The organism is Gynuella sunshinyii YC6258 (assembly GCF_000940805.1).
GTDB classification, from domain to species: domain Bacteria; phylum Pseudomonadota; class Gammaproteobacteria; order Pseudomonadales; family Natronospirillaceae; genus Gynuella; species Gynuella sunshinyii.
Genome location: NZ_CP007142.1, coordinates 785,514 through 804,003, shown reverse-complemented (window position 1 = coordinate 804,003; position 18,490 = coordinate 785,514). Strand labels below are relative to the sequence as shown.

Genomic DNA, 18,490 nt, shown 5'->3' with positions numbered 1-18,490 from the left:
GAAACCTGGATGCTTTCAACCAATGGAATGACCGTAGAGGGACACTCAAAAGAACAGGTCGCGGAAAAACTGCGACAAACCGGCATCAAACCTGCGCATGTGGATGCCATGCTTTCCGGAAAAAAAGTCGTTGTCAAAAAGCAGGCGTCTCTGGCAACGGTGACCAAAATGGCGGCATTGTTGTTACAGTGCGGACTGGAAACAACGAAGACCCTGGAGTTGAATAAGGCCTGTTTTGATGCAGGCATTGAGCTTGTTAAAACATCCACCAAATGGCAGACCTTTGTGTTTGACGATCAGCTCATACAGCCAACTCTGTTGAGTAAGCCGGATCAATCTGATTTAAAGAGTATCGAAAGCCGCCAGAAAAAATCCCTGCGTTCCTGTAATTACTTCTGGCAACCGATGCTATTAATTACTGGTCTGCTGATAGCTGGCTATGTTTCAGAACTCTATTTTGTCCGTCTGACCAGTCAGCTGTTTAGTTGGCAGGGAGCCGCAACCTTACTTGGCATTGGTACTCTTATTTTCTGTGCCTTTATATTGCCCAGACTCTTGCAGCCTTTAAGTTTGTATCAGTTAACCGACAAAGGTAATCAGGAAACTTATTTTCTGGCGGAGCAGCTACGCCCATTGATTGGGATGAAAAGTTATCATGTTCTGATTAAAAACCAGACGGTGGCGACAGTCGAGCGGCGAAGCTCTATTGCCACAATGACCAGCGAAGACGAGAAACCTCTGTTCAATTGGGACAAGGGATATACCACTGCGTTTCTTCATGATGAGCTTGCCGAGGATATCCAAAAAGATCTGGTTGATAATGCCGGCTTATCAACCATTACGGATTATCTGCCGTGGTTTAAATTCATTGGCGGTCTTTTCAGAAAACGGGTTACTGTCCAAAGTGTCGAGCAGTTTACCGAAGAAGGCACCTGTATTCTGGATAAGCAGAATCAGGTCAGAGCGATTATTTATCTGGAACCTGTACCAGCCGTACGAATCGCAACAGCTAATAATTCCAGACAGGATGAAAATCTGTTGGTCCTTTTTGCGATCAGTGTATTGAGGTCACATTGGGTATGAATGACTGCCAGTTTATTTATCAGGGAAGTGTGAAAGAGGGTTTTACCCACACTCAGGTGGCTGGCGCTTTGGCTCATCTGTTTGGCATTCCCTTGTCAGATGCCCTGCCGCTGTTATCACGCACGCATCAATTTGTCCGGCGCGATATCAGTCTCGAAATGGCCCATGCTTACCAGGCTGCATTCGAACAATGCGGTGCGATTGGGGAGGTCATAGAAGGCAGCAAACTAGCAAATTCCCCTCAATCGGATGAAGATGCCGTACAACGCAAAAAGATGGAGTTGTTACGTCTTAAAGTCAGCAAGAAATGCCCAAAATGTCATTCCGGTCAGATCGTGAATGGAGAGTGTGGAAGCTGTGGAATTATTGTCGAAAAATATATCAATCGATTGCTGGCAGAACTGGATGCGACCGAACCAAAAACCAGCAGTTTTTCGCAGCAGGATATGGAACAACAGAAGGAACGCAAAAGAGCCTCTCTCTGGCTGGGTGCAGCCGCTGCGCTGACATTACTCTTCGGGACCATTGATGAGTTTCTGCAAGGCAATATCATTTTCATGCTGGGTTATGTGGATCTCGGCATATGGCCGTATTTGCTGATCCACGGAATACTGCTGAGGGGTTGTTTTTTATATGCCGAGAGCAAAGGCTATGACAGCCAATATGGATATCTGGGGTTGTTGAGCTATGCTGGCCTGGCAGTCCTGTTCTGGCTGCCAGACCAACATAACACATCAAACAAACACACTGGCGGTCAAAAAATTCTGGCACTCGCCTGTATTGGTGTCTCTGTATACTGGTTGATTGACACGCTTGGTGCACAGGCGGGCTACGAAGAGCATTTGCAAAAAGCAGGTCAGTTAGCTCAAGGACGGCATGAATACCCCAGTGGAGTACTCGACAGTGATGACGCTATCTATCAGCAGGAATGGACAGAACTGCAAACCTATATTGGCGAGACCCTGAAATTATTAGATGACGATAGTATTCGTACCAGTAAAGCAGAACAGTTAAGTGCCACACTGCTGGATGATATAGCTCGCTATCGCATCTGGAAAAACTATCAAACATTTCTGCATGTCATTCAGGAAAAACCGCTGCCACCATCGCTGACATATGACCAGAAGAGCCAGGAAATCAGGACCCTGTCATCCATGTTCGCGCAACCGACCGAAGACAGACTCAAACCATTGGCTCTGGCCTTGAGTGAATGGTCCACTGGCACCAATATGTTTATGACTGGAAACCGGTTTTGGGACGACTTTAATGATTATCTGATGAAGATGTATCAGAAGTACGATACCTATCAACTGATCCAGAGGGATGATCGAAATGGCGGCCCGCCAAAAACCCAGATCACATTGGCCGACTTCAGCGTTCTGTCCAATGCCAAAATATCGGTTGAGAAAGGCGATTACACGCTCACCTATTCTGCCCCAAGAGGACCACTTCATGATACACCATTGACCGTGGCGTATTATCTGGAGCCTTATACACGCTTCGGTAAAACATCTTACAGCCGACGTGTTGAAATTATCTCTTATGGACTTTCCGCCAAACACATACAACAAATGTTTAATGTGCTGGCAGATATTCAACCGGCGATCTATAGCCAATAAAAAACCCCACTGAGTGGGGTTTCAAAAAATTTTCACAGCGAGTAATTAACCCAACAACTATTTATGCTGGGTTAATCCGTTCAGAGAACTGGCCGGAAGGTTTGGCCATTTAGCAGCAGACCGGGTAAATCCTCGCTGCTGCCAAAATCCCAGTATTCTACCGTGTTGCCATCATCATCCTGATCGGTATATTGATCCCAGCCCACAAAGATGGTCTCAATACCACAGCCCTTGCCATTGGCCATGACCGGACATTTAAGTTCAGTCAGGCTGACACCTTTAGTCTCAGAAATATCTGCCGGTTCATCAACGGCAACAGAAGCTTGTGTTGTAGTATCAGTCGCCCAATAACTATTACGGATGGCCATACTTCCTCCATAAGATCCTAGCAAACTACCAGCATTGTTCGCCGTAATCGCTGCCGTTACATAACTCCCCTCAATCGTCGAGTTAAAACCAACTCCTATTACTCCACCGACGCCATCTGACCCGGTGACAGAACCACTGACATAGCTCGCGGTAATGATGGTATCGAAACTATCACCTACCAGACCTCCAACGGTTGTGCCTCCCGTTATGGCCCCACTTGAATATACCGCCGTCATCACAGAAGCACGTGCCTGGCCGGCTATACTTCCTGTTCTGTACGCATTTGGGGTGTTTATGCTCATCAAATCACCCGTTAACCCCAGGTGACGGATAGTGGCATGATCAATAGTGCCAAACAGACCCGCTTCATTGACATAAGCACCTGCAATATGAAGGTTACGGATCTGATATCCCTGACCATCAAAGACAGCACTGAACGGATAATCGCTCTCACCGCCGATAGGGCTCCAATCAAGACCATGGTTCCAGTCATTAAAGTCCAGCAGGCCATCTTGGTTACTGTCAAAATCCAGATTGTCGGTCAGTTCGAAACCATAACAATGTGTCAGCGGACAACCCGCGCTGACACCGCGCAAACTGACACCATAAGGGCTGTTACGCATGGCATCGAGATCGTCCAGAGATGATATTTCGATCAGGCCGTTGCCATTTTTATCGACACTGTCTTCCAGTCTTGTCCCGGTGCTATCCAGCGGAAAGGCATCATCGCTATCAGCAACACCGTCGTTGTCATCATCAAGATCGGCATTGTCACCCTGACCATCACCATCGGAATCGAGCCACTCACTGGCATCAAATGGAAAGACATCCAACTCATCGTCAACCCCATCGTTATCATAATCATGAGGATAGGGATCGGTTTCGTCCGTTAAGCCATCGTTATCATAATCGTAGGGGTAAAAATCGGCGTTATCACCAATACCGTCATGATCCGAATCCGATGTCTCAGCCGGATCCAGCGGTAAGGCATCCAGCGCATCTTCCACACCATCGTTATCATCATCGGTATCGGCGTTGTCGCCAATTCCATCACCATCGTGATCAACAGATTCTGCGACGTCATAGGGGAAAGCATCGTTATGATCGAGGACACCATCAAGATCGCTGTCGCGGTAAACAATGCCGTTAATATTGATACCAGGTAATTGATTGGCGTTACCGAAATCCCAAATAACAACCTCATGACCGGAGGCATCGGTATAACGGTAATCTGCCCAGCCGGAATACAATGTGTCACTGGCACAGGATGTATTGTCCGGGCTTTCAGGGCATCGCAACTGGTTCAAGGTAGCGCCCACATTCACACTACCTGAGGCCAATGAACCACTAGCTGGCGTTTGTTGACCGGTTCCGTCCAGCGCCCAATAGTTGTTCAACAAGGTATCACCACTGACGGACCCTGCTATTCCGCCCCGGGTATATCCACCCTGAACGCGGCCAACGGCATAGCTACCCGAAATCACATTGCCCTTGCGGGAAGTCGAGCCAACCAACCCTCCTACGCCATAGCTTCGTCCCTCTACCCGGGCGGTAGAGAAACTGGCCGTCACCTTACCGGAAACATCAAGCATTCCAACCAGACCACCGATAGAGGAATTACCCGACACCTGACCACCGGCGAAGCAGCCGGTTATCTCATTACCACTGAAACTGCTGCCAAGCAGACCACCTACATTGCTTTCACCGTTGACCGACGCCATGGCATAGCTTCCAACCAATCGGCTGTCTGAGTATGATTGTCCAACCAAACCACCTACGGCTATTTCACCTTCAACCTGTGCAGTCGAATAACTCTCCAACACCAGGCTATCGGCGTAGACCTGGCCAACCAGACCACCGACATTGGTGGCACCTGACACCGAACCGGCACCATAGCTTCTGATAATCTGGCTATGACTGAATAACGTTCCTACCAGGCCACCGGTGTTATAATGATTACTATTGAATGGGTTTGTTTTATCACTGGCAACGACGACTCCAGCTGAATAACTGTCAGACACGATCGAATCAGAAGATGCATAACCAACAAGTCCTCCAACCTCCATACGACCAGCCACATGCATCAACTCACCTCCCAAGCCAACATGACGGATATGGGCACCTTTTACGTGCCCGAACAAACCAATGTTGTCTTCATGCGATCTGGCGATATAGAGGTTATCGATATGATGATCATTGCCATCGAAGGTTGCAGAGAAACTGTCGTGCTGAGCGATGGGTTGCCACCCTTTGCCGTCATTCCAATATTGATCAAGTCTGTTGATGACACCATCCCGGTTGCTGTCGAAATCCAGATCTCTCATCAACTCATAGCCATTACAGCCGGTTTCGGGGCACCCCAAACCATTACCTGATAAAGTGCGTCCCAGCAAGTCATCGCGCATGGCATCGAGATCATCCAGCGAATACAGCTCGATCAGCCCGTCGTTGTCCTGATCAACATCTTCAGCATTCAGGATGCTGTCACCGTCAATATCGTCATCGGCATTGTCGCCAATACCATCATGATCCGTATCGGTGTTTTCTGTTGCATCATAGGGGAACGCATCAAGGTCATTATTGATACCATCACCATCGATATCCTGATCGGCATTATCTCCGATACCATCGCCGTCGGTATCGACAGATTCAGAAGGGTCTTCAGGAAACGCATCAATATCGTCCCAGATACCATCGTTATCGGTATCACGGTGCACCACACCGTTCAAAACCAGAGCCGGTAACTGTTCCACTGAACCGAAGTTCCAGTACCGAACCAATTGTCCTTGTGAATTGGTATAGACATAACGATCCCAATCCGAATACAACGACACACCATTGGCACAGATGACATCGTTGGCGCTGACAGGGCATTTCAACTCATTCAGGGTGACTGTCTGTGAATGAGAGAGACTGACGTTGTCGCTACCACCCAACAGTTCTTCAACGGTCATGCTGTCATCCGCCCAATAGCTGCCAGTCACTGTCGAGGCAATTGCATAACCTGACAGGCCACCAACGTATTCTCCTGAACCGATAACAGTGCCGGCACTGTACGAAGCCGTCAACGTCAGATCATTGGCATCACCCAGCAGACCTCCCACATAGTTTCCGGAGCCGTGCACCGTCGCCGTGGAATAACTCGCCGTCACACTCGTTGCAGAGATGGCTTTGCCAATCAACCCGCCAACGTATTGTCTTTTTCCGCGAACTGACCCAGTGGAATAGCTGGCTAGCACTTCTGTATTCAGGCATTTACCAATGAGACCACCGACATAGTAGCCACCTGTCACTGATCCCGTCGAATAGCTATCACGAATCATGGTTTCCTGACTGCCAACACCGATCAGACCTCCGACATAGTGAAACCTTGAGCTGACGGTTGAATCTGAATGGCTCTGGACAATTGATCCACGACTGAAAGCGCCAACCAGACCACCAACGTACAATCCCTGGCCACTGACAGTTCCTTGCACATCTGCCGCCAAAATAGCTGATAAGTATGAAGACCCAACAAGGCCTCCAACATATCCGCCGCCAGCAATATGGGTAAGATCACCCGAAAGGCTCAAATGATGGATTGAGGCATCGGTGATGTAACCGAACAACCCGACATAACTGCTCTCAGGGCGATTGATGACAAGGTTATTAATGGAATACCCATTACCTTCAAACACAGCCCTGAAACGCTGATCACGTTCACCGATAGGTACCCAGCCGAAGCCATCATTCCAGTACTCATCATGCTCATCAAATACGCCGTCAGCATTGGTATCGAAATTCAGGCTGGTAGTTAGTTCAAACCCCCGGCAACCATTCTGGGCACAACCGACGTTGTCACCATAAAGGCTACGACCGGTCATATCGTTGCGGATTTCGTTCAGATCAGCGAGATCGTTGATCTCAATCAGGCCATCATCATCGATATCATAATCAACGCGATTGCCAGCAGCTGCACCATATCCGGCCAGCTGGAAAGCAGAGGTAAATAGAAGTAAACGTGGAATAGTGAAAAGACCAGAGATGCGACTCTTTATCATCAGTACTTTCCTTAGTTTGTCGTCCAATGAGGAGATGCCATGCTAATGCCATACCACTGAATATTCAACCAGTATTTTCATCTATTTTTGTTGGTCAAAAAACACACAAAACACAGACAATTGGACCCTGATTCTCCATATCCAGGACAGGTTCTTTTGAACCAGTTTTCAGGTAACCCCAAATAGAGTTATCACAATTACTATTGATACATTAACCAGCCAAATAACATGTAATGGGAAAATAAAATCAGAATATCGCAAATTGCTTACCTTCTTACATTAAGACACAAACTCACGATGAAAATTTGAAACCAGCAGATGACGGGATAAGACAGCAATAAATGGCACAGTGAATGCCGACACTTAATGAAGTAAACCATCCAAGCACAACTGAAATTCAGCGCTGGTAATACCCAAATGGGAAGCACGAGCCTCCCGTTTCATAACCGCTCGCCAGACAAAAACATCAGATATCTATTTCAACACATCCGGATCATTCAATAACGGATCGTGCATCTCTGGAATCAGTTCGCCTTCATGACCTTGGCATTCACTGCTGGAGGGATAGCCTTTTTGCCAGGTGAGCTCGTTGGCAGATAGCCAGCCTTGGATCGTGGCTTCGTCTGTCTGTTGCAAGTGATACTCACCATCGATCAATGCATAATGACCATACAGTTGGCTGTTTAGTTTAAATCCTGATAGCAGCTCTCCGACTAAACGGGATTCATACATTTTTCGCCAGACCAGAATATCCGAATGGCCGTCTTTATCGAAATCATTCACATATAACTTGGCAATAGAACGATATCCTTGACTGTCCAGGTAGATTTGTGCAACTGACATAACCGATACCTAAAAAATGAATACCATTCGGGTTCATTTGATGACTTATGGGATTCTGTGTTGGCACTGTTCCGCCATATCCGTCATATGTATTGTCTATTTTATTTTTTATTCGGTTGTAATGACTGCCTCGTTCGACAAATCTGAATCACTGACTCCCGATAAAGCCTGTACCCGATAATAATACGTTTTACCTGCTTCTATGTTGGTGTCATAAGCCTTTCGGACACCTGTTCCCAAGGATAGAATTTCCGTGCCTTTATCACCTGAGATTTCGGTACGAGAAACTTTATAACCACTGACACACCCAGGATCTTGTAACGATCCTTCCCATTCCAATTCAATCGTTCCAGCATCCAGTTGTTTGGCAATCAGATTAATCGGTGCGTCGGGACCATCGTTTCTGTCGTTATCGGAATCCTGCCAGGTCCATTTAACCAGGGAGTAATTATCCGGGGTTCGGCGTGTGGCATAGGCGTTTCCATGGGCATCGATTTTAAGATCCATGTAGGCGGAATTTACGATCCACTGATCTTCAACACCCGGAACATTATTGGGGATAACCGTAATATCGTCTTCAGGAATTGCAAGCCGAGCCACTGTTTTACCACACTGATTGTAACGAGTGACATAGCGATCACTGACACAGTATAAATGGCCAGCATCATCACGTTGAAAACAATCTCCATATTTCCCCACGAGGGTCCATGAATTATCGTCGAATTGAACGGTGGTTGTATGTTGCTTCTTTTCGTCATACACAAAAATATGATCAGAAATTCGGCCGAGTATGAGAGGCTTCTGAGCGTACGTATTTAATAGATCGCCTGTTTGAGAATACGTTACCCACTGATCGATTGGCTTCGTTTGATATATATATAGGACATTATCAACATCTTGATCTTTACGAGCCTTTTTGGGACTAGCGGTCGTATTTATTAAATCACCAGTTAAGTCATAAAAATAAAAATTATCCAAAATAAGGGAAATTTTTTCACCAACAAATACTGGAACAATGGTCCACCATGACGGCCGATTTACAGGCGGAACAACTATAGACTGTAATAAACCATTAGAAGCATAAATCTTAAATCGCCCATTTACTTTATCTGCCATAACAATGTTCCCCATACCTGAGATATCATATGGGCCAGGCAAAGTATCAGATGTATCTTCATATAGTATACCGAACTGGTTTTCTTCATCCCCCCAAGTACCAGCAATAAGAACATTGCCATCCAACCACTCTGCTAAAGCGCTCGTATTTAAAAAAAACACGAGTAGCAGTGTTACTGAAATTCTTAGTCCCATAGCTTGATTCTCCCAAAGCCAGTTGGAGTTTTTATATCATGGCGAGTTACGATTACTTTTCGAGAAAATAAAGGAGGCGTATCACGATCTTTATCGTCATCATACATATGATTCCCATATGCATGGACAATCTGATATGAATATCCCGTCACTGAGTTCGGATCACTATACACTATTGAAACATGCTTATTATATCTCACTAAATCGCCTTTCCTGAGCTTTTGCTCATGAGGATGCGCACCTTCGCCATCCGTATCATAATTAGTAAAATAAACATGTGCATTATTCTCAAAAAATCCTTGTGATCCAGTCAACCCCGGGCCTCTCGGAATGCTTATCGCCAAATCTTGTACATCGTCTCGACCTGCATTTACAGCTTTCTCCACCAGTCCACTGCAATCAATGCCAGACCAGTACTTTGGATTAAATCCTTCCGAATTTTCGGCCCCTGCATGCCATACAGACCATTCTCCACGGCCCCGATAAGAACTGTACAACCCAGCCCAACGGCCACCACCCGTAGTCGCTACCGCACAATTGCCCTCTGCATCCACCGTCACATGTCCGCGATAGTTTGTCTGATTGGCATCGGCTTCTCTGGCCTGAATCTGGGCAGCCGTCTCTGCCCGACAATTCACCACTGTACTATTAAATTGCGCTATCGTCTGTTTACACCCAAAACAATAGCTCATATCTGCCCCATGCTCTGTTGCGTCCTCGCCCGTTCGAGCGACCCATTGATCTGTTGGAACCGTATTATTACTGTCTCCGGCATCGCCAGCATACAAATCCGCTTCGGCAATCATCGCATCCACGAATGGCACCACTGCATTTTGATACAGTTCATATAAACCCGTATCATCAGTGTCTGCAGTATTTGGTTGTGTGCTTTGATCCAGCTGTTGCCCAATCAAAAGGATTTTATCCACAAATTTATTCATCCACTCAGTTCTGCTGTCTGTCAGACTGTAGTCTTTCATCAATTTGTTAAAGCTATTAACTGTATTTTCCCGTGTATTATTCACATGAAACTGTTGCTTAAACAGCGCTATTTTGGTCTGACTATCTCCCAGAAAAATACCGTCTTCGTCCATATAATTGAAACTACGATTGTTGGCGAACACTAAACGTTTTCTTGGAATAATTTGATTGAGTAATGTTTGCACATAGTCAAAACGCTTGTGATCATCATCGGACAGACTGATGTGGTTAGCCTGGCTAATATTCTCACGACCACTGTTGTCATACAGATATACGGCCTGACCACTGAGCACTTCTTCTAGAGTGACATTGGAATTGTTGCGGGTATACCAGATCCCTTCTATGGTTTCTTCTGCTGTGTTGCTATTCGCAGACAATAGCTCAAACCGAATTTGAGTGTTATCCATGTTTTGGTTCGCCGGAATACTCGGCTCAAGATTGCTCCCCATCAGCTCAAATTTTGCGCTTAGGTAAGGGCCTTCTTTGACCAATGTGGCTTCTGCTGTGGTGGCGGATGTCACCTCTCCACCCTTGGCACGAATTCGTACCGATGTGTCTCCGGTTGGGTGCAAAATAGTGGCGCGGATCGTTCGTCCTATCATGGCATCCGATGTGTCTGCGCTGCGGATCACCAAGGTTTTATTGCCTATGGCGGGATAATAATCATCCCACTTGAGAGGTAGATCTTTATAGTCCGGGTCTTGTTTTTCAATAAAGATGGCGCCATTAGCGACATACTCCCAAAGAATATTTGCGGCATCCTGGTTACTGTAGATGCTGATCATCAGATAATCCTCAGAGCCCAGATAGCTGATCTGGGACAAGTCGTTAAATGCCAAGCTGCCGTTTTCAGTCACGGACATTTTCACTTCTTTACCAGCAACATTGAGAATCAGAGAACTGCCATCACTGGTATAGGTGGGTAGCTTGTCACCACCCACAGCCAAGTCGTATAAGATTTCCAGCGTGCCATTGAGTGGCAGTACTGCATTGTCTTGTTCCAGAATATTAGTGCTTTCAATACTCCCATCTTCCTGCTGGTTCTGCACATTGATCTGACTGACACTTAGGTCGTACACACTGAACTGATATTCCGGTCTGGAGATCCAGGTATATAGTCCTTCAGGCTTGTCCAATGTGTCTGGATCAACCCCTGCGCCCATTTGCTCATTTTTGTAGATAAAGAATGCCTGCTCCTGCAGCAAACTGGCTTCTTCGTCATACACCGGTACCTTCACCGGAACAAACCGCTTCGGACGATATGCATTCTCAGCCACACCACTCAGGTTATCCGAGTCCAACCCCCGGCTCTGACTCCCCAGCGCAAAGTCCTGGTATTCGCCATACGGCACACCAAACGCCTGCACGTAAAAATGCTGGTTGCCCCAATTCTGGCCGGGCAGGCGGATCACCTGGGCATGGGTGCCGGGTTTGATGCTGAATCGGGCGGTGCCCACCTGACTGGCATCCTGAAGTTCGTGGGCACTGGCGCTGTAAGCCACCCGTCCTGTAAACCCATAATCGGCCAACGCGTCCGGGATCGCTGTACCGTCCTGATTTACCCATTCGGTGTAGATCTGGATATAGGTATCGTCCGCCTCGCCCGCGCCTTCGTAACCAATCAAATATTCAACATCGGTATCTTGGGTCATACCCGCTTCGATGGTGTATTTCCGTTCGGCCCAGATTAACTCAGGTAGACGCCCTGAACGGTGGCCTCAGAGCAGCCCCGGGTTTCAAACAGGTTATCGCTGTTTAATTTTGATGATACCGTGAGGAAAAGCGGTCCTTACAGTTAGCCGAGGTTTATTTGAAATATGAATGGTCGTCGTCATAAACCAATCGTTAGCGTTTTTCTCAGAGTAACCGTTGATCGTATTTTTAATTTCTATTGGAAGGAGGACAGGTATTTTTTATCTTGTATTGATATATACCTTTAATGGATTTCAAATCGACCGGCCCGAATTGCCGACTATCCCGGCTGTTTAATAAATTATCACCCACAAGAAAGTAGTGATCTCTGGAAATAGTTCGATAGTTATCTGGAATGTTTCCAGTATTTTTATCGGCAACATCGAAACCATCATAGGCAAAATGAATCGCATCACCTTCGATAGCTACGATTCGTTTGATTAATTCATAAGATGCATACTGAGGATCAGTAAACGTGACTACAGCACCTTTATGGAGTTGTGATTCAGAAAACCAGGCATTCACCACGACTAAATCACCATCGCACAAAGCCGGTTCCATGGAGACTGATTTGACCACGACAATATCCACACCGGCTACTGCTTGACGGTAAACGAATGTCATCAGTAACACACTCAAAACGCAGCAAAAACACAACAAGCTCAGTATGGTTTTACCACGGTGCAGAAGTGAATTGCTGACAGAGAATCGAATATTGACAAGATAACCTGCAACCCACCATACAATCAGTACGATGATCAGAACAAGTAGAACGGATTTATAACATATTGCTCTTGTCAGAATGAGCAGCAGCAGGAACCCTATTGGGAAGCATGAGCACAGTAAAAAACGCTTTATGCTCACTTGCGCAATTACACCATAGGGTGTCAGTAAGGTGATCAGTTTGGCGACAATGTTGATCATTACTCAAAACACATTCAGAGCCAACGAGATTTATCCCTGTTCGGAGGCATCGTATAATCCCAAGGCTGCAGATGCGGCCGCCAGTGCTTTCAAACACGCCAGGCCATGTGGATTTTTTGCCAGTTCTGACACATCCCCCGATCCCGTCAGGCAGTCTTTGCCGAAGGTAATAAGCAGCTGTTTAAAGAGTATTGCAATATTCTCGGGAAGCACCGCATCCGCTACTTTACGCACATTCGCCAGGTACGCCAGCGGGTCTTCATTTTCAAGGGTGGCAGTGATGAGAATGGCATCCACCGGCAAACCGGATGCATCGATAAATGATCGAAGCAGGTCATACTTACCTTGAGAAAGCATTTGTTTCAGCGGCTCGTGATCGGAGACAGGCTGGTCTTCACCAGAGTCTGTTACCAACAAATACATCATGACTGGCGCTTTCGCTAAAAAGAAGGCAATTTCACCGGACAAATCATCTGACATGGGTATGACCTTTTATTGTGTTATGTGCTGGTATGGAAGCCAAAGCGGAGATCCTTGAAAAAATTATTGATCAAACAAACCCGGATAATTGGTTTTCACTCGGGCGACTCGTTTTTTATCTGGCGTGCCATAGCCATCAAAGTCAATCTTGGAGTGGACCTTTTCGATATAAGCCGTAAGCAGATCTATTTCTCTGTCTGCCAAGGTATATTCGCTTAAATCCACAAAAATAGTCCCATTAAAATCTGGCAGCTCATATTTGTCTTCAACATAGCCAGGACCAAGACAGGTTCCATATTCATAAGCTGCCCTGAACAATCCAATAGGCAAATGCCGGCATAACGTATCGACGTCCAAATCAGATTCACACACAACCCGAACACGCAGCCCTGGCCGATCCAGGTCTGGTTCGGGAGTAAACGTTTGGCAATTAAGGAACTCTTCTGTGAGCTGCAATTGGTCTGAATTTAGAAGTTCTTCTATCGTGGCATATGCGATCCTGGTACACCCAATATCGTTGTCACCAATGTCTAGAAAAGTACCGTCTTCGTTACACTCCTTAATAGTAACTTGCTTGGCTAACACAGAAACTTCTATTTTGTTAATCTGCAGATAACCTTCTCGATCTATCACAAAAATATGTTTGTCTTGAGTAATAACGACCAGATATTTTTTAAGCAGATATAACTTGTCTACCTCCAAAGATGGCTCATATTCAATCCGATTCAATACGTTGAAAGTATTTTGATCGTAGCTTAACACATACAACACATGTCCCATGAAAAAATAAGCCAGATCGGCCGTGGCAATGAATTTTTTGAGCCCCTTCACCAATGGCCATGAGTATATTTCCTGACCGGTATCCAAATGTATCACTTTAAAATCTGGCGCGGTGGCATCAGGAACCATCATTAACCGCTTCTCATGCCAAACAGCGAATACATTATGGCGCTCATTGAGTTCCAGTTCCCATACGGTGTTGTCATCGTAATTCAACTTAATCAGTTTGTTTTTTGTGGTAAAAACACATCCGGTTGTATCAGCATAATGAAACTTATCTGCATAGAATTCTAGAATCTTTGTAGACTGAGGATTATAAACTTTTATATCCTTTTTAGTGTTACCGAAATATCCTCTTATCCAAACCTCATTTCTGTATCCCCAGTAATAGAAATCATCTTTACTGCAAATCTTGACCGGTAATTGAGATTCCCTAAAGTGTTCATCACCTCTTACTGAAAAAAACTCATTGTTGTCTGTTTTGTATATCAAAGAATTATTTAAAATATCTTCATGCCGATAAACATCTTTAAAACACAATGACCAGTCAATCTTTAGACTGCCTTCATCAAATGTCCAATATCCCAAACGTTCATTCTTAAAAACCGTGGCATTCAAGTTTGAATAAACAGATAAAAAAGCATCGTAAAAATAGTAAACCTGCATTATAAGCCACCTATATATGTTTTCAGGCTGTCAGCGTTATATATTGACTTTTGCAACAGCTCTTCCAAGATTTTCAATACTTCCGTTTCTCCATTAGTACCCTTAGATATCTTATCAAGCTCCGGGTTACCCGTAGCTTTAATCAATGTATTTAATTCTCCTGAATATCCTTCTTCAAATTTCTTCCTGAATAACTCAATTAATTCTGCTTTATTGGCTTCTGTAAACCGCCCATCAAACTGTAGAACATTCAGCAGTTTACTTTCGTCAATATACGTAGTACCTAATTCATCATCCGTCTTCTTGAAAGCCACACTCAGATTCTCTGCCATATCCGCAAACGCCTGCCCCAGCTTACCTTGTGTCATACCTTCAATCACTTCACCATCTTCTACCACGGGCTGACGTTTCATGCTGGACCAAAGGCTATCGGCAAAACCAGCCATACCCCTTTCCCGGTTCGGGTTCCAGGCTTTGACTTCAATATTGATGGTACGACCATTAACACTCACAACCAAATCCACCGTCCGATGGTATTTTTGAGTGGCAAGGTTAATAACACGGCCATATTCAACACCTTCTATTTTGACTCCATCCATGAGCGCCAGCTTTTTCATCATCATGAAGGCTTCTGTGGCACCTTTAGCTTTGTTTTCCGCAAACTTGCCGCCTTTCTCCAATCCCATCTCACTGATCATCCGGAATAATCCAGACTTGGCTTCTGCGGAAAACTTACTGGCATCATCCATCAAGGTAGCAAGATCCGAAAACTCCCTGAAAAAAGCATCTAGAGCCTCTATGCCATCATCATCGTAGAGTCTGGAAAGCCCCCCCCAGATCGCAACCTCCTCGTGTACAGCTAAAACGTCGTAATGCCCGCATTAATTCATCTGATTCGCCCGCCACATGATAGGCGACTATCTGAGCTACTATATAAGCGCTTTTTTGCTGTTTGACCAATGTTCTCAAATCATCGGTAGACAGGTTTTTAAAATCATTACCCACCTTCGATATCACCTTACCTATATGGCTCTTGACCAGTCCTTTGGCAACGCCCATGCCATCCAGGCTATCATTAACATCATCCTCAATCTTAATCAAAAACTGCAAAAACCTTTTAACAGACTCGTCGTTGTCCAGCCATTTGACAATGTCCACCGCATAGACAGATTTAAACAGTTTGAAGGGGTTATCATCATTTTGAGCGGTCGGTTCAAAAATCGCGTCATCCAGTTCATCCTTCGGAATAATATAGGTATATTTCATCCAACCGATGAGAAGAAGTAAACGTGATAAAAGTTTCTTGAATTTTAGGCAATAACTGGCAGTCTGCCATTGTCTTGTAGAAAGACTCTACCTCTCCCATGGCACTCCCGAAAGAATCGGGCATGTCACCACCCACTCTCTCACAACTGCCACCGTCCGCATAGACACGTTTAAAGTATGGCGAGTTGTAATGCCGCGCATACCATTCCGTTTGACGTTGCCGATATTCTGCAAAGGCCGACGGGTTAGTGGAAAATCGAATGGTTGCTTTACCACTTGCTGGAACAGTCACTGAAGCTTCCAGGCTGCCGTTCTCAAACTGACTGCTTTTTTCTGACGCCCAATCGTAAACAGAGGGACCGGTGATTTGAACACGAGCACCTGTATGGAGGTCGTTATCGATGAATCAGCTCAGCATTATTCGTCCAGGGGATGTCAGGTAATGTTTCGCTACAGAATGCTCTGCCAGTCAACAATAACCTTCTCTTCAACACAGTCAGTAACGTGGATTTTTTTGCAATTTAACAGAGCCGCCTGTTAACTGTTCTTCAATCATATCCAGTTGCTCAATCATCGTGCCCGAGTTTTCATGTATTTCAAAATAGTTTTTCCACGGTATATAGCCATCGTAGGCATTTGAGTCTATAGCCGCGTTAATATGAACATCAAAATCGCATACTGTCATGATGACATATTGATCAGGGAGAACACCTGCAAGCGGGCCAATAATCTCTTCCCAATAGTAGTCGCAGTCATATCCTGAAATCGTGAAATAATCCCGATCAGCTATCTTGATTAGCTGACAATCAATGTCCGGATACTTGCCAAGCAACGCCTCATTCTTCAGAACATGTTTAATATCCCGATTGCCTTGACACACGAAATAACCATAGTAACTGATTTCCACAGACATATTAAACTCTCACAGATATTGCGTAACACATTGCCCCTTCCTGAAGAAACACATCACAATCTTCATCATGAAAAAACAACGCCTGTATTATTGTTCGCTATGTTGCGACTTTATTAATCTTCCAGTAAGCCTGGGTGATTGGTACGAATATGTATACCATACTCACCGGATTCCGATCCCAACCAAGCTTGATCAACATCGTTTTCGACCCGATCAATCAGCCCTTTCAAAAATTCCACCTCTTTTGGCTGCAACGAGTATTCACTTAAATCTATCATAATGACGCCGTTAAAATCCTTCAGCGTTGGCTTGCCTTCCAAGAACACATTTTTGCGCGTGTAGTGGCCATGACTGAAAGCTGCTCTAAATACGCCTATTGGCAAGTGCCGGCTCAGGGTATCAAAATCCAGGCTGGACTCAGGCACAATACGAACCTGCATGCCTTCCCGATCCGGAGACGGTTCAACAATAAATTGCTGGCAATTGAGGTGCTCTGCTTCCAATGTCAACTCATCAGAGCTGAGTAATTCTTCTATGGTCGTATGCACGACTTTGACAGCTTTGAGGTTTTTGCTTCTGGTAATGGCATCATCGTTTTCGTGGCGGTGTGTCAGCATAAAATAGATGCCATTTTCATTACATACAATGCCTCTAATTCCATCATCTAGCTGACTGACATCTATGGTTTTTAGTAACTGGTAATTCTGGCGGTTGATAATACTGAGATGCTTACTTTTGGATACGGAAATAAAGTAGTCATTTAGAAAATAAAACTGGTCAGGATCGATTGCACTATCCAGTATGACATCAGCAGTTAATTGCGGTTCTTCTTTGCAGTGGAAAATATAGAGATGATTTTCCATTAGAAGATAAGCATTATCGCCATGAAACTTAAATTGTTTTGAACCAGGCAGCCACGGTAGCGAGAATAATTCTTCACCTGAGTCCAATCGACATAGTCGGCAATCTGGTAGCGTTAAATCATTTATAAAAAACAGATTTTTTCCAGGCCAATAATGACTTGCCGCATGATGCTCATGAACTGTTTTTTGCCATACAACCTCTCCATTTAATGAACGCTTAACTAGTTTTCCATTTTCTGTGACGATACAACCATCTGGTCCTGCGTAGAAAAATTTCTGCACTTTTGCCTCAAAAAGTACGTCCTGGTCTTGGTCATAAATCATGATTTCTGGTGCAGAGTTAGCGCGGGCTATTTTTCTCCAAACGTTATTGTCATATACCCATGTGCCTCGTCCATTTATGCCTTTAATCCGGTCAGGAAAATCTCTTATACGCTCTTGCTTATTACCATCTACCAACACTACATTTTTATCATCATCGTAATACTTAAGTTGATTTCTGTAATTTTCTACTTGGTAAAGTTTTTTCTTATACAGAGACCAATCTATTTTTATTCGATTCTGATCAAAAAACCAATAATTACATTCAAAATCAACGACGGACTTATCCACATTATTTAATAAATTTGTCAAATAATCATAGAAATAAATAACCTGCAT

At 45.0% G+C, this 18,490-nt stretch carries 13 protein-coding genes; 2 read left to right on the top strand and 11 right to left on the bottom strand.

The window, feature by feature from the left end; all coding sequences use genetic code 11:
* The first annotated feature begins 9 nt into the window (after positions 1-9).
* Together YC6258_RS03515 and YC6258_RS26970 are read left to right on the top strand one after the other, a co-directional pair.
* Positions 10-1,083: a hypothetical protein gene (locus YC6258_RS03515; RefSeq protein ID WP_144407548.1), complete on the top strand. Its 1,074-nt coding sequence runs from the start codon at positions 10-12 to the stop codon at positions 1,081-1,083.
* Complete coding sequence (locus tag YC6258_RS26970; RefSeq protein WP_052830031.1) at positions 1,080-2,702, top strand: hypothetical protein; 1,623 nt, start codon at positions 1,080-1,082, stop codon at positions 2,700-2,702. Before YC6258_RS03515 ends, YC6258_RS26970 begins: the two co-directional genes overlap by 4 nt.
* A gap of 80 nt (positions 2,703-2,782) precedes the next feature.
* Here the strand turns inward: YC6258_RS26970 and YC6258_RS03505 are convergent, their stop codons facing one another.
* The 11 genes from YC6258_RS03505 to YC6258_RS03455 all read right to left on the bottom strand — a co-directional run bounded on the left by YC6258_RS03505 (position 2,783) and on the right by YC6258_RS03455 (position 18,490).
* Positions 2,783-7,111 (bottom strand): thrombospondin type 3 repeat-containing protein, encoded by a 4,329-nt coding sequence (locus tag YC6258_RS03505; RefSeq protein ID WP_044615822.1) that lies wholly within the window; start codon positions 7,109-7,111, stop codon positions 2,783-2,785.
* A 474-nt stretch (positions 7,112-7,585) separates the two neighbouring features.
* Positions 7,586-7,954 (bottom strand): hypothetical protein, encoded by a 369-nt coding sequence (locus YC6258_RS03500; RefSeq protein ID WP_044615821.1) that lies wholly within the window; start codon positions 7,952-7,954, stop codon positions 7,586-7,588.
* Between the two features lie 108 nt (positions 7,955-8,062).
* A complete protein-coding gene (locus YC6258_RS03495; protein WP_144407547.1) occupies positions 8,063-9,265 on the bottom strand; it encodes a fibronectin type III domain-containing protein in 1,203 nt (400 codons plus the stop codon).
* A complete protein-coding gene (locus tag YC6258_RS03490) occupies positions 9,256-11,898 on the bottom strand; it encodes a hypothetical protein (protein WP_044615819.1) in 2,643 nt (880 codons plus the stop codon). The genes YC6258_RS03495 and YC6258_RS03490 overlap by 10 nt, the downstream gene beginning before the upstream one ends.
* Positions 11,899-12,127: 229 nt before the next feature.
* Positions 12,128-12,862, bottom strand: a complete 735-nt coding sequence (gene lepB / locus YC6258_RS03485) for a signal peptidase I (protein WP_044615818.1) — start codon at positions 12,860-12,862, stop codon at positions 12,128-12,130.
* Between the two features lie 30 nt (positions 12,863-12,892).
* Complete coding sequence (locus YC6258_RS03480; protein WP_044615817.1) at positions 12,893-13,342, bottom strand: hypothetical protein; 450 nt, start codon at positions 13,340-13,342, stop codon at positions 12,893-12,895.
* Between the two features lie 63 nt (positions 13,343-13,405).
* On the bottom strand, positions 13,406-14,788 hold the full coding sequence (locus YC6258_RS03475) for a hypothetical protein (RefSeq protein ID WP_044615816.1): 1,383 nt from the start codon (positions 14,786-14,788) through the stop codon (positions 13,406-13,408).
* The gene (locus YC6258_RS03470; RefSeq protein WP_144407546.1) at positions 14,788-15,540 is read right to left on the bottom strand and encodes a hypothetical protein; all 753 of its coding nucleotides are present in this window, start codon (positions 15,538-15,540) and stop codon (positions 14,788-14,790) included. Before YC6258_RS03470 ends, YC6258_RS03475 begins: the two co-directional genes overlap by 1 nt.
* A gap of 55 nt (positions 15,541-15,595) precedes the next feature.
* Positions 15,596-16,054 carry a hypothetical protein gene (locus tag YC6258_RS03465; protein WP_044615814.1) on the bottom strand — a complete coding sequence of 153 codons (459 nt, stop codon included), beginning with the start codon at positions 16,052-16,054 and terminating at the stop codon, positions 15,596-15,598.
* 496 nt (positions 16,055-16,550) lie between these two features.
* Complete coding sequence (locus YC6258_RS03460) at positions 16,551-16,967, bottom strand: hypothetical protein (protein ID WP_044615813.1); 417 nt, start codon at positions 16,965-16,967, stop codon at positions 16,551-16,553.
* A 113-nt stretch (positions 16,968-17,080) separates the two neighbouring features.
* Complete coding sequence (locus tag YC6258_RS03455) at positions 17,081-18,490, bottom strand: hypothetical protein (protein ID WP_144407545.1); 1,410 nt, start codon at positions 18,488-18,490, stop codon at positions 17,081-17,083.

Bases quoted from the DNA above. Each gene is read 5' to 3' on its own strand.
- YC6258_RS03515 (WP_144407548.1), top strand. From the start codon at position 10: ATGCTTTCAACCAATGGAATGACCGTAGAGGGACACTCAAAAGAACAG.
- YC6258_RS26970 (WP_052830031.1), top strand. From the start codon at position 1,080: ATGAATGACTGCCAGTTTATTTATCAGGGAAGTGTGAAAGAGGGTTTT.
- YC6258_RS03505 (WP_044615822.1), bottom strand. From the start codon at position 7,111: ATGATAAAGAGTCGCATCTCTGGTCTTTTCACTATTCCACGTTTACTT.
- YC6258_RS03500 (WP_044615821.1), bottom strand. From the start codon at position 7,954: ATGTCAGTTGCACAAATCTACCTGGACAGTCAAGGATATCGTTCTATT.
- YC6258_RS03495 (WP_144407547.1), bottom strand. From the start codon at position 9,265: ATGGGACTAAGAATTTCAGTAACACTGCTACTCGTGTTTTTTTTAAAT.
- YC6258_RS03490 (WP_044615819.1), bottom strand. From the start codon at position 11,898: ATGACCCAAGATACCGATGTTGAATATTTGATTGGTTACGAAGGCGCG.
- lepB (WP_044615818.1), bottom strand. From the start codon at position 12,862: ATGATCAACATTGTCGCCAAACTGATCACCTTACTGACACCCTATGGT.
- YC6258_RS03480 (WP_044615817.1), bottom strand. From the start codon at position 13,342: ATGTCAGATGATTTGTCCGGTGAAATTGCCTTCTTTTTAGCGAAAGCG.
- YC6258_RS03475 (WP_044615816.1), bottom strand. From the start codon at position 14,788: ATGCAGGTTTACTATTTTTACGATGCTTTTTTATCTGTTTATTCAAAC.
- YC6258_RS03465 (WP_044615814.1), bottom strand. From the start codon at position 16,054: ATGAAATATACCTATATTATTCCGAAGGATGAACTGGATGACGCGATT.
- YC6258_RS03460 (WP_044615813.1), bottom strand. From the start codon at position 16,967: ATGTCTGTGGAAATCAGTTACTATGGTTATTTCGTGTGTCAAGGCAAT.
- YC6258_RS03455 (WP_144407545.1), bottom strand. From the start codon at position 18,490: ATGCAGGTTATTTATTTCTATGATTATTTGACAAATTTATTAAATAAT.